The following is a 12,458-nucleotide window of genomic DNA, read 5'->3' as shown; positions in this document are numbered from 1 at the left end:
CGCCCTTTTTCATGTGCCGATCAGGCCGGGTTGTGCGTGTCGAGAAACTGCTCCGCAGCCTTCAGAAATTCGACCAGATCCTCATCGCGGGAGAAATGATGGTCGCCCTTTGCCTGTTCGATATAGGTGACGTCCTTGCCCGCCGCGCGCAGCTTCTTTGCCATGTCGCGCGATTGATCCACGGGCACGCGCACGTCATCCTTGCCATGCACGAGCAGCACCGGGATGCCGAACCCCTGCACATTGTTGATCGGTGATACGCCGGCAAGGTCCGACACCTGCCCTTTCCAATATGCCCGCAACCCGCGCCCGAAATAGGATGCGCTGTCATGGCTCATCATCTTCCCGAGATCGGCGACGCCGGCAAAGCTGATGGCGCAGCGGTAAAGCTCCGGATTGCGCTCCGCGGCCCGCATCGCGACATATCCGCCATACGATCCGCCCACGATACAGGCGCGGGCGGGATCGACCATCCCCTTGGCCGCGGCCCACGCAAGCGCATCGTCGACATCGTCCTGCATCCTGAGCCCCCATTGCCCGAGGCCGGCCCGCTCGAACGCGACGCCATAGCCGGTCGATCCCCGGAAATTGGGCTGAATCACCGCATAGCCGCGGTCGGCGAAGAATTGCTCCCAGCTGTCCCAGCCTTCGTAATCGCGGGCGCGCGGACCGCCGCGCGGCATCACGATCACCGGCAGGTTCTTCGCCTCGCGGTCCTGCGGCACGGTGACGATCGCCTCCATCTCCAGCCCGTCCCGCGCGGTGTAGCGATAGGTGCGCGCGGCCGGTCAGCTCGCCTCGTTGCGCGTGCGCGACAGCACGGTCATCTTCTTCGCCGCCGAATCGAAGATCAGATACCCCGTCACCGGCCCCGTCCCGCCCGCATGGACGACATGCTTCGTGCCATCGAGATTGCTGGACAGGATCACCGGGTTCTGCCCGGGCAGGGTGGCGTTGAGCAGCGCCTGAATCTCGCGATATTGCGGGTCGAGCCATTGCACCTGCCGGCGTTGCCCCTCCCAGGTGACGCCGCGCAATTCCTGATTTTTCGAATCGCTGATGACGCCCGACACGTCGGCGCCCGCGATGCCGAACACTTTCGCGCCGCGGCGCATCGTGCCGAGATCGAGTTCGTAGAGCGCATCGAAACCATCGACATTGCTGATGGTGAGCGCCTTGCCATCCTGCATGAACAGGACCGGCGCGATCAGCTCCTCGTCACCGGTCGCGCTGGCGACCTCCTTGAACAGGCCGCTGCCGCCCTCGCGGTAGACGAGGCGGCGTTTCACGCCCTGCTGCTCGTCACCCACGCCGAGCCGGACATCGCCATTGCCATCCGCATACCAGTTCCACACCCCCTCCATTTCGGAGGTCACGCGCGCGAACTTGTTCTGCGCGACATCGACCATCGCGACCTTGGGGAAGAAGCCCGGCTCGCCGATGAAGATCGTTTCGCGATAGGATAGCAGGATGCGCGGCGTGCCGTCCCGCGCGATCCAGACCACGTCGCCGCCCGAATCGGCGAGATTGCCATTGCGCGGCTCCAGCATGTGCATTGCGGTGCCGTCGGCCCGGAATGCCATGGTGCGCGAGACGTAAACCTCGTGAAGCTCGTAATTGCCCTTGCGCCCGACGGTCGCGATCAACCAGTCGTCGTTGACCCATCTGACATCCCCGACATCGGTGTTCGCGGGCTTGCCGATGATGACGGGCTCACGCTGACCATCGAGCGAGAAGATCACGATCTGCCGTTCGCCGGCGCGGTCCATTTCGGCGGCGAGCCTGTTGCCGGTGGGGGACATCCGCACCCAGCCGACCGGGTCGCCTTCCGTAAAATCGGCGATGGGTCGTTCGGCCATCGCGGTTCCCGGCACCGCGCAAATGGCCATGGCCGCCGTGGCGACCCAGCTTTTCCGGATATTCTTCCCCGTGTCCTGAACAATCCCGCCGCGAAACCGGCATCCGGATTAATGACCGGTTCCGCAATTCTGGCAAGAATATTCAGCGACCGCAGGAGTCAGAGGCTGAGCTGCTCCAACCGCGACAGAATTTCCACCCGCCGGCCCGCGGTCGGGCGGTAGGACGGCTTCGCCACGTCGTACACGGTGGCATGGCCGTCGTTCGTCCACGTCCCGTCAAAGAACAACGCCTGTTCGCAGCGCCGCCGTTTCGTCAGCACCGCGGGCCGGCACCAGTTCATGATGGCATCGCGCGCGCCGGCGATATCGCCATCGCGGAACCGGCGCATCCATTCGGCACGGCGGATCGCCCCGGTGTTCCAGTGAAACGAAAGCGCACCGCCAAGCTCATGCTCCGCCGGCTCATGGTCCCCGAACGCATCGAGCACGGCGGGGAGGTAGCGTTCGCGCAGCGCCCAGGCATAGATCGCCATGCAATGGTCGAGATCCTGCGGATTGTCGCGATACCGCCGGACACCGTGGCCGCACGCATCGGTAAGCCCCACGCTCCACGTCCACACGCCGACCGAATCGCGATAGGCCTCCGTCACGATGCCTTCGTGCGCAATCAGCTCGGCCGCGATGCGCGGGGTGATATGCGGTGCGGCCGGGTCATAATCCGAAGCGACGGACGGGGCGGCGATGACATTGCCGCAGGTTTTGCAGATTTCGGACATGGCGAGGCAGGCTCCCTTGCGATGAAGAAAGCCCGTCCATGCCCGGCGCCGCCGATGTAGGAAAATAAAAGCTGCGCGCCGCTCAGCGGCCGAGCGCGGCCTTGAGTTCCTCGATCAGATCGGTTTTTTCCCACGGGAAGGTGTCGCCTTCCGGCCGCCGCCCGAAATGACCATAGGCCGCACTGGTGCGATAGATCGGGCGGTTCAGTTTCAAACGGGTGCGAATGCCGCGCGGCGTCAGCCGGCGTAGCGATTCGATGCTGCGGATCGCATCCTCCAGCGCTTCGTCGGTAATGCCGTCTGTCGCCGTGCCATGCGTGTCGACATAGATCGACAGAGGGTCGGCAATGCCGATGGCATAGGACAGCTGTATCGTGCAGCGCGTGGCGAAACCGCCCGCCACGATATTCTTGGCCAGATAGCGCGCGATATAGGCCGCCGAACGGTCGACCTTGGTCGGGTCCTTGCCCGAAAACGCGCCGCCGCCGTGCGGGGCCGCGCCGCCATAAGTATCGACGATGATCTTGCGCCCCGTCAGCCCGGCGTCCCCGTCGGGGCCGCCGATCTCGAACTTGCCGGTTGGGTTGATGTGATAGACCGTTTCGTCCGACAGAAGATTGCCGGGCAAGATGTCGGCGACCACGCTTTTGACGTAGGATTTGAGCTCGGCCTCGCGCTCGCCCTGATCGTATCCGGGCTTGTGCTGCGTCGACACGACGATCGCGGTGCAGGCCGACGGCACGCCGTTTTCGAACCGCAAGGTGACCTGGCTCTTCGTGTCCGGCTCCAGAAACGGGACCGCGCCGGTTTTGCGGTCATGCGCCATGCGGTGCAGGATCTTGTGGCTGTAATCGAGCGTCGCCGGCATCAGGTCGGGCGTTTCGTCGCAGGCGAAGCCGAACATGATCCCCTGATCGCCGGCGCCTTCGTCCTTGTCATCGCGCGAATCGACGCCCTGCGCGATTTCGGCCGATTGCCCGTGGAGGAAGTTTTCGAAGCGCAGCTTTTCCCAGTGAAAGCCATCCTGCTCATATCCGATGTCGCGCACGACATCGCGGACTGTCTGCTCGATTTCCTCGAGCGCGCCGGGCGCCCAGTAACCGTTCGCGGCCCAGTCCTTCTGGCTTTCGTCGTACATCGGCTTGCACCGGATTTCACCCGACAGCACGACAAGCTGCGTCGTGGTCATGGTCTCGCACGCGACGCGCGCCTCCGCGTCCTTCGACAGCATGAGATCCACGATGGCGTCGGAAATCTGGTCCGCGACCTTGTCGGGATGGCCCTCGGATACGCTTTCGGACGTGAAAAGATAATTGTTGCGCATGGCGATCCTTCGAAAAGTCTAAAGGCCTCAAAACAGTATAAAGGTTTCTTTATATCGTTATACGCGAGGGCGGCGAGTGGCAACCATTCCCGCCAAAAGGAATAGTAAGGCCCAGCCAAGCGAAAGAGCATTGCCCGCCCTTGCGAACCATGTCGGTGCGCGGGCGGGAGGAACCACCGCGTCGATCCGCCCTTCGCGAAATTGCGGGATATGCGCGCGCACCGTGCCGCCGGCGTCGATCACCGCGCTGATCCCCGTGGTCGTCGGGCGCAGCACGGGCAGCCCTTCCTCGATCGCGCGCATCCGCGCCTGCGCCAGATGTTGCGGCGGGCCCCACGCCCCGAACCATCCGTCATTGGTCGGATTGACGATGTAATCGGGCCGGTCGGAACGGTCCACGACCGCGCCGGGAAAGATGATTTCGTAGCAGATCTGAATACCCGCACGGCCATATGCGCCGAGATCGAGCGTGCGCGGTCCCGGCCCCTCCTCGAAATCGAGCGCGCCTTCGACGAGGCGCGACAGGCCGATGGGTTCCAGCACGTTGCGCATGGGCAGATATTCGCCGTAGGGGACAAGATGCGCCTTCGCATAGCTGCCCCGGATACGCGCATCGGGGCCGATGGCGGTGACGACGTTGCGCACCGCGCTTGCCCGCTCATCCGGACCGATGACCAGATCGACGGCCCCTGTCAAAAGCATGCTGTCCGGCCCGATGACATCCGCGATGCGCGCACGGGCAAGCCGCGGATCGGCGGCAAAGGTCGTCATGCGGTAATAGCGCTCCGGATACCCCGCGCGCAGATAATCGGGCACGCCCGATTCCGGCCACAGCACGAGCCGCGGGCCATCGCCGGACGGACGATCAGCGAGGCGCGTCGTCAGGGCCGCGGTCTTGCGGAAATTACGCTCGAACCAGGCGGAATCGTTCAGCACGTCCTGACGAATGTCGGGCTGCACCAGGGTGAAGCGAAGATCGCCCTCCCCGCCGTGCCACGCCGGCCACGGCACCACGAACAGCAGGATCGGCACGAGCACCATGGTCGCGCGTGCGACCATGCCACGGCCCGCTGCTCCACGCCCTTCGCCGCCCCGCATGGCGAGCCAGCACGACCCCGCCAATATCACCACCAGCCCGGACAGCGCATAGGTTCCAAGCCAGGGCGCGATGCCGGCAAGCCCCGGCGCATCGTACCCGCCGAGCGTGACCATGCCGACGGGATTCCATGCAAATCCGGTGAAGACCCATCCGCGCAACCACTCGCAAACGGTCCAGCTTGCGGCCAATATCGCGACGAGGCCGAAACCGCGCCCCGGCGCCTGCTCTCGCGGACCGCCCGACAGCCGCCATGCCGCAAGCCCGGCCAGCATCGGATAGACCGCGAGATAGAAGGCGAGGAGCACGACCGCGACCCAACCGAGCCACGCCGGCATGGCCGCCTGATAGGTGAAAGCGGTCGCGATCCAGTTGTTGCCGACGCTGAACAGCCCGACCCCGAAGAGCCACCCGATCAATGCCGCGCGGCGCATCCGATCGGCGCGGTGCAGCAGATGCAACAGCACCGCAAAACCCGCCACCGTACACGGCCACCAACCGAGCGGCTGAAACCCGAGCGGCGCGGTCCCGCCCGCGACAAGCGCGAGCAGGGGTGCCGGAATCTTATGGAAAACGCGAAACATGTCGAGGTGCGGGCCCGTTGGCGCGAATGCTCCGCCGAAGCGGGGCGATCAGCCGACCGCCTGCTTCATCTCGTCGCTGTCGCCGTCCTCGGACTTCGGCTTGCGCGGGCGGCGGACGCGTTTCGGCTTCTCCTCCGCATCGACGGCACCGATCGCGGGGGGCAAGGCCTGCGGATCGAGGGCGCCGCCATTTTCGACGGCGTCCTCGGTCTCCGCCTTGCGCCGGCGGGGGGCTCGCTTGCGCGGCTCCGCGGGGGCGCCGTCCTCCTGACCGTCAACGTCGCCGCGCGTCTTGCGCGGTTTGCGCTTGGGCTTCGCGTCGGTGTCGGCGTTGGCTTCGGCATTGTCGTCGGGCTTGCCCGCCCCGACATCGTCGGTGTCGGTGTCGCGCGACGACTGATTTTCCTCATCGTAATCGCGATCATTGTTGTCGCGGCCGCGCGCATTGCGGGGCGCGTTGGCGTCGCCGTCGTCCTGATCGCCGCGATTGTCGTCGCGCTTGGCGCGCTGCTCTTCCTGACGGGCCTTGCCGTCGGCGATTACGCGGAAATAATGGTCCGCGAATTGCAGGTAATATTCCGATTGCACACGGTCGCCATTGCGGGCCGCATCCTCGGCGAGTTTCTTGTACTTGTCGAGAAGCTGCGGCGCATTGCCGCGCGCCCTGCTGTCGACACGGTTCTGGAACTGGCCGCCACCTTGTTGACGGTTGTTGTTCCGGCCACGCCGGCGATTGTTTCCGCGATTATTGTTCAATTGAAGCCGTTCCTCTGTCCGGCGCGGTTCGGCTTTCTTCACCGCCGCGCGAAACCATTCCGGAAGCACCCCGGACCTTGCCCGGGTTCGCCAAACCGTCGGCCGCGACGCTCTTGTCTCGCATTTCGAAGCGACCGGGCCAATCTCGCATCCTGCCCGCAAGCCGTTTTCGGCCCGCGACATGCTGCGATGATCAGGATTGCCGGGGCAGCGGGAAGCCATGTCGTCCGATGCCCTGACACGCAGCAGGACTATCGACAAATGACCCGCCTGCCAAGCCTTTTTGCCGAACAGGCCATGTTTTACCCGTCACAATGGCGGCATGACCCGGATTTCGGCACGCGACGCTCCATACGCGCCGCGCGACGCTCGCTGCGTCAATGCGCAACCGGCTCGGTCCCGCAGCTTGGTTTTCGAGCAGGCCGGTAACGGTGCACGCGGCCTGCCCCTCCCGACGGCGCGGCTCGCGAACGGCCACGATCTGCGCCAGCTTCACCGCCGGGTGAATCGCTATCGGCATTAGGCCCGAAAATCGCGGCCCGGACACACCGGGCGGGTCAGCCCAGCTCCTCGTCGCCAAACTGTTCGACCCACAGTTCGAGCGCGCGCGGATGACCCGAAAGATCGTGATGCAGCGCGTGGCGCAGGCCCGAACGGGCGGCGATATCGATCACCGCATCGGCCTGGTTGAAACCAATCTCAACCATGGCCACACCGCCCGGCGTCATGAGGTCGGGCAATTGCGGGATCAGGGTGCGATAGGCATCCAGCCCATCCTCCCCTGCGAAAAGCGCGCCTTCGGGTTCGAACCGGCGCACATCGTCGGCCAGCGCCGGATCGCGCGTCGCGACATAGGGTGGATTGGCGAGCACCAGGTCGTAGGCGGGCATTACCCGGCTCTCCCACCCGATTTCGGTCCAGTCGGCGAGGCGAAGCTCGGTCCGCGCGGCAAGGTCGAGCTGCTCCGCATTGTGCTGCGCCATGGCGAGCGCCGCGCCCGACCGGTCGATCCCGACGCCGCGCGCCTCGTCCCAGGACGACAGCGCCGCGAGCAGGAGCGCGCCCGACCCCACCCCCATGTCCAGAATACGCGCGGGCGGCCTGTCGGCAAGCACGTCGCGCGCCGCGTTGATGAGCACCTCGCTATCGGCCCGCGGAATCAGGACATGGCGCGACACCGCGAGTTCGAGCCCGTAGAATTCCTGCCGCCCGGTAATGTGCGCCAGCGGTTCGCCCGACGCGCGCCGGTCGACCAGATCGTCGAAACGTTCGGGCGCGACCCGGTCCATATATTGCAGCAAGACCGTGGAGCGGTCGGTACCCATCGCTTCTGCCATGAGCCATTCGGCGTCCAGCCGGGGATTGTCCGACACCGGGGCAAGCCGCGCCGCCCCGTCGCGCAATGCGCCGGCGATGGTGCGTTCGGCGACGGTTCGGCCGGTGGCGGCGCTTTCGGCGTTTGGACCGGTGCGGGTTTCGTGGGCGTTGTCTTCCATCGTCATGCATCGAACGTTCCATTGGGCACGCGGTTTCGTCCGGGCGCGGGTAATTGATATGCCGTCATGAATTCTGCGCGGCCAGGCGTTTGGCCTGGTCCTCCGCGATCAACGCATCGATCATTTCGGCAAGCCCCGGCCCTTCGAGAATTTCGGGCAGCTTATGCAAGGTCAGGCCGATGCGGTGATCGGTCACGCGTCCCTGAGGGAAATTATAGGTGCGGATGCGTTCGGACCGGTCGCCGGACCCGACCATCGCCTTGCGCGCCTCCGCTTCCTCGCCATGGGCCCTGGCGCGTTCCATTTCGTAGACGCGGGCGCGCAGCACCTGCATCGCCTTGGCGCGGTTCTTGTGCTGGCTGCGTTCGTCCTGCTGAATGACGACGATGCCGCTGGGGATATGGGTCAGGCGGACGGCGGAATCGGTGGTGTTCACATGCTGTCCGCCGGCGCCCGATGCGCGGTAGATGTCGATCTTCACATCCGCATCGGCAATCTGCACGTCGACCTCGTCCGGCTCGGGAAGAACGGCGACGGTGGCCGCGCTGGTATGGATGCGTCCGCCGCTTTCGGTGACGGGCACGCGCTGCACGCGGTGGACGCCGCTTTCGAACTTCATCCGCGCGAACACGCCGGTGCCGGTGACATGGGCGACGATTTCCTTGAAGCCACCGACATCGGATACGCTGGTGCTGATCGCCTCGATGCGCCAGCCATTCTCGGCCGCGAAACGTTCGTACATGCGGTAGAGGTCGCCTGCGAACAACGCCGCCTCGTCCCCGCCGGTACCGGCCCGGATTTCGAGCATTGCGGGCCGCGCATCCGCGCTGTCGCGAGGAAGCAGGGCGAGCGCGAGCCTGTCCTCCGCGCTCGGCAATTCGCCCTCGATGCGGGCGATCTCTTCCTCTGCCATGGCGCGCATTTCGGGGTCTGTAACCATCGCGCGGGCCTCGGCGAGTTCTTCGCGCATGGCGGCCACGCCGGCCGCCTCGCGCGCGACGGGTTCGAGTTCGGCATAATCGCGGCTGGCGGTGACGAAAGCCTCCCCCTCCAGCGTACCGCTGGCCAGCCGCGCCTCAAGCTCGGCAAAGCGCCCGGCAATCTGCGCTAGGCGTTCGTCGGACACGCGCAAGGCTTCAGCCCTTCAGCACGGGCAAAAGACCGGCGAGCGGCACACGCGCCTGCGCCCCGGTGGCGAGCGTCTTGACCGTCGCCTCGCCCGCGGCGAGTTCTTCGTCGCCGAGGATTACGGCATGACGCGCGCCGCTGTCGTTGGCGCGGCTCATGCGCTTTTTCATATTGCCCTTGAACGCCATGTCGACCGTGAGCCCTGCGCGGCGCAGATCGGCGACGATACCCGCGGCCGCCGCCTCTGCCGCCGCGCCCATCGGCACGACCGCGACGTCGGCGGCAGGCTCCCCCCGTTCCCCCACCAGCATGGCCAGCCGCTCGATCCCCGCGGCCCAGCCCACCGCCGGGGTCGCCGGACCGCCCAGCGCCTCGACCAGCCCGTCATAGCGTCCACCGCCCAGCACGGTCCCCTGCGCGCCCAGGCGGTCGGTCACGAATTCGAACGCGGTGTGGCGATAATAATCGAGCCCCCGGACCAGTGACGGCGCCCGTTTCCACGCGACGCCCGCGGCATCGAGCCCGGCGGTGACGGCGGCGAAAAATTCCTGCGCCTCGGGTGAAAGAAACGCGTCGATCTGCGGCGCCTCGGCGACAAAGGCACGGTCACGGCGATCCTTGGAATCGAGGATGCGCAGCGGATTGCGATCGAGCCGGTCCTGCGAATCCTCGGAAAGCTCCGCCCGGTGGTCGCCGAAATATTCGACGAGGGCACAGCGCCAGTTCTCCCGGCTTTCCCCATCACCCAGCGTGTTCAATTGCAACGTCACGCCGTCCGCAATGCCCAGCTCGCGCAAAAGCTGATCCGCCATGACGAGCAATTCCACGTCCGCCTGCGGTTCGGCGGCGCCGATGATTTCGGCGTCGATCTGATGAAACTGGCGATAGCGCCCCTTTTGCGGACGCTCGTAACGGAACAGCGGGCCGTGCGTGGCGAGTTTCAGCGGCGCGTGCTGCTGCCACCCGTTGGTGAGGAACGCCCGCGTCAGCCCCGCGGTAAATTCGGGACGCAGGGTGAGCGATTCGCCGCCGCGATCCTCGAAGCTGTACATCTCCTTCGACACGACATCGGTCGTCTCGCCAAGGCTGCGCGAGAACACGGTCGTTTTTTCGAACACCGGCATTTCCACCCGGCGAAACCGGTAAAGCCGGCGGATGCGTTCGAAGGTTTCGACCACATGGGCGAAGGCCTCCGCCTCCGCTCCGAAAATATCCTGCGTTCCGCGAATGGCCTGCGGTGTCTCGATGCGCTTGTCCGTCATGGCGCGGCCTTTACCCGCAAAGCCCGCTCCTGCAAAGCATCGCCCTTGCCCATACAGGCGTATTGCATATGGGCGGCGGTCGCGGCACACCGTCGTGCATGAAAAAGACCATCACGGGCCGTGCCCTTCTCGCCGCCGTATCCCTTTGCGCCATCGCCATGCCCGCCCAGGCACAGACACAGGCCGAGCAGCAGCGCTCGCTCCCCCAGGCCGTGCCGATTTCGCCGTCTGTGCCCGATCCGGTCGATACGCCATGGCCGGGCGGCACCATCGACCTCGCCGTCGATGCGACCGACATCACGCGCGGCGTATTCCGCACGACGGAAACGATTCCGCTCGCGCCGGGGACGGACCGCCTGACCCTGCTCTATCCCGAATGGCTTCCCGGCAAGCATGCGCCGCGCGGGTTCCTGGCCGAGCTGACCGGCATTCGTTTCACCGCCAATGGGCAGGATCTGAAATGGACGCGCGACCCGGTTGAGGTCTACGCCTTTCATGTCGAGGTGCCCGCCGGCACGGCGCAGGTCGTGGCGCAGCTCGTCTATACCTCCCCGCTGGAGCCGAACGAGGGGCGCATCGTCATGACGCCCGAGATGATGAACCTCAAGTTCGAGGATGTCAGCCTCTATCCCGCCGGGCATTACGTGCGCCGCGTCGCGATCCGCCCGACGGTGACCTTTCCCGAGGGATGGGCCGTGGCGACCGCGCTCGACGGTATGAGCCGCGCGGGCGACACCGTGCGATGGGCGACGACGGATTATCAGACGCTGGTGGATTCGCCGATCTTCGCGGGCGCCCATCACCGTGCGTGGGATCTGGGGCAGGATGTCGATCTGGAGGTGTTTGCCGATGCGCCGCGCTATCTGGAGGCGAGCGAGGAGCAGATCGACGCGCATCGCCGGCTCGTGGACGAGGCAATCGCGCTTTACGGCTCGAAACCGTTCGATCACTACGAATTCCTGCTCGGCCTCACCGACAAGCTTGGCGGGATCGGCCTTGAACATCATCGCAGTTCGGAAAACACGCTTCCGCCCGACACGTTTACGGAGTGGAAGAAGACCGAATACCGCCGCGGCCTGCTCCCCCATGAAATGACGCATAGCTGGAACGGCAAGTTCCGCCGGCCTGCGCGCCTGTGGACCCCCGACTATCGTCAGCCGATGCAGGACAACCTGCTCTGGGTCTATGAAGGGATGACGAGCTACTGGGACATGGTGCTGGCCGCACGTTCGGGATTGCAGACGACCGATCTGATCAAGGGCGACATCGCGCGAACCGTCGCCAATTACATGACGCAGCCGGGGCGCAGCTGGCGCTCGGTCGAGGATACGACACACGATCCCATCTTCGCCGCGCGCAAGGCCAAGCCGTTTTCGAGCCAGGCCCGCGGCGAGGAATATTACAGCGAGGGTGCGCTCACCTGGCTGGAGGCGGACATGCTGATCCGGCGCGAGACGGGCGGCCGGAAATCGCTCGAGGATTTCAACAAGAGGTTCTTCGGGCTGCGCGACGGCGACTGGGGCGAGGTCACCTATGAGTTCGAGGATGTCGTCGCCGATCTCAACGCGGTTCATCCCTATGACTGGGCGAATTTCCTGCGCCGGCGCCTGCAATTGCCGAACCAGCCGGCGCCGACGCGCGGGGTGGAGCTTGCCGGATATCGCGTGGCGTTCCGGCCCGAGCCCAACCCCTATGACGAGGCGTTGATGGCGAACGCCAAATATCTCAACCTGTGGCATTCGCTTGGGCTCAACGTGGGCAATGACGGCACCGTGTCCTCGGTCCTGTGGGACGGTCCGGCGTTCAAGGCGGGCATCGTCGGCGGGGCGGATATCGTCGCCGTCAATGGCGAGTCCTATGACAGCGACGCGATGAAGCGGGCCATCGCGGCCGCGGCCGATGGCGGCGGGCCGATCGAATTGCTGATCGAGCGGGGGGGCCGTTACCTCACCGTGCCGCTCGCCTATGACGAGGGCCTGCGCTACCCCTGGCTCGAACCGGTGGATGGGGAAGATGGCGAACAATTGCTGGATCGCCTGCTCGAGCCCACGACCAAGAATTGAAAATCCGGCGCGGCGATGCGTGAGCCGGGACGGGGCGAGCGCGCGAAATGCGCTCTTGGCGCAGGCGGCATGCCGCGCTACAGCCCTGCCGGGTCACATGCTGCAACGCAGCGC

Annotated in this window: 10 protein-coding genes; 1 reads left to right on the top strand and 9 read right to left on the bottom strand. The window is 65.6% G+C overall.

The window, feature by feature from the left end; all coding sequences use genetic code 11:
• Positions 1–20: 20 nt before the first annotated feature.
• The 9 genes from K4G67_RS10485 to hisS form a co-directional block, all read right to left on the bottom strand.
• Positions 21–743 (bottom strand): alpha/beta hydrolase family protein, encoded by a 723-nt coding sequence (locus tag K4G67_RS10485; protein ID WP_239806322.1) that lies wholly within the window; start codon positions 741–743, stop codon positions 21–23.
• 45 nt (positions 744–788) lie between these two features.
• Positions 789–1,859 (bottom strand): hypothetical protein, encoded by a 1,071-nt coding sequence (locus tag K4G67_RS10480; protein ID WP_239806321.1) that lies wholly within the window; start codon positions 1,857–1,859, stop codon positions 789–791.
• Positions 1,860–2,017: 158 nt separating this feature from the next.
• Positions 2,018–2,635 carry a lysozyme gene (locus K4G67_RS10475; RefSeq protein ID WP_239806320.1) on the bottom strand — a complete coding sequence of 206 codons (618 nt, stop codon included), beginning with the start codon at positions 2,633–2,635 and terminating at the stop codon, positions 2,018–2,020.
• A gap of 82 nt (positions 2,636–2,717) precedes the next feature.
• Positions 2,718–3,959 carry a methionine adenosyltransferase gene (gene metK / locus K4G67_RS10470; RefSeq protein WP_239806319.1) on the bottom strand — a complete coding sequence of 414 codons (1,242 nt, stop codon included), beginning with the start codon at positions 3,957–3,959 and terminating at the stop codon, positions 2,718–2,720.
• 57 nt (positions 3,960–4,016) lie between these two features.
• Positions 4,017–5,639, bottom strand: a complete 1,623-nt coding sequence (gene lnt / locus K4G67_RS10465; protein WP_239806318.1) for an apolipoprotein N-acyltransferase — start codon at positions 5,637–5,639, stop codon at positions 4,017–4,019.
• 48 nt (positions 5,640–5,687) lie between these two features.
• Entirely contained in the window at positions 5,688–6,437 is a 750-nt protein-coding gene (locus K4G67_RS10460; protein WP_239806317.1) for a DUF4167 domain-containing protein, read from the bottom strand.
• Positions 6,438–6,952: 515 nt separating this feature from the next.
• The gene (gene prmC / locus K4G67_RS10455) at positions 6,953–7,891 is read right to left on the bottom strand and encodes a peptide chain release factor N(5)-glutamine methyltransferase (protein ID WP_239806316.1); all 939 of its coding nucleotides are present in this window, start codon (positions 7,889–7,891) and stop codon (positions 6,953–6,955) included.
• A 64-nt stretch (positions 7,892–7,955) separates the two neighbouring features.
• Positions 7,956–9,023, bottom strand: coding sequence for a peptide chain release factor 1 (gene prfA / locus K4G67_RS10450; protein WP_239806315.1), 1,068 nt, complete (start codon positions 9,021–9,023; stop codon positions 7,956–7,958).
• A gap of 4 nt (positions 9,024–9,027) precedes the next feature.
• On the bottom strand, positions 9,028–10,281 hold the full coding sequence (gene hisS / locus K4G67_RS10445) for a histidine--tRNA ligase (RefSeq protein WP_239806314.1): 1,254 nt from the start codon (positions 10,279–10,281) through the stop codon (positions 9,028–9,030).
• Between the two features lie 98 nt (positions 10,282–10,379).
• Here hisS and K4G67_RS10440 point away from each other — a divergent pair, with 98 nt between their 5' ends.
• Entirely contained in the window at positions 10,380–12,344 is a 1,965-nt protein-coding gene (locus tag K4G67_RS10440) for a M61 family metallopeptidase (protein ID WP_239806313.1), read from the top strand.
• The last annotated feature ends 114 nt before the right edge of the window (positions 12,345–12,458 follow it).

The organism is Croceicoccus hydrothermalis (assembly GCF_022378335.1).
GTDB lineage: Bacteria > Pseudomonadota > Alphaproteobacteria > Sphingomonadales > Sphingomonadaceae > Croceicoccus > Croceicoccus hydrothermalis.
Note: the sequence above shows the minus strand (reverse complement) of the source record. Positions and strands in the feature narration are given on the sequence as shown.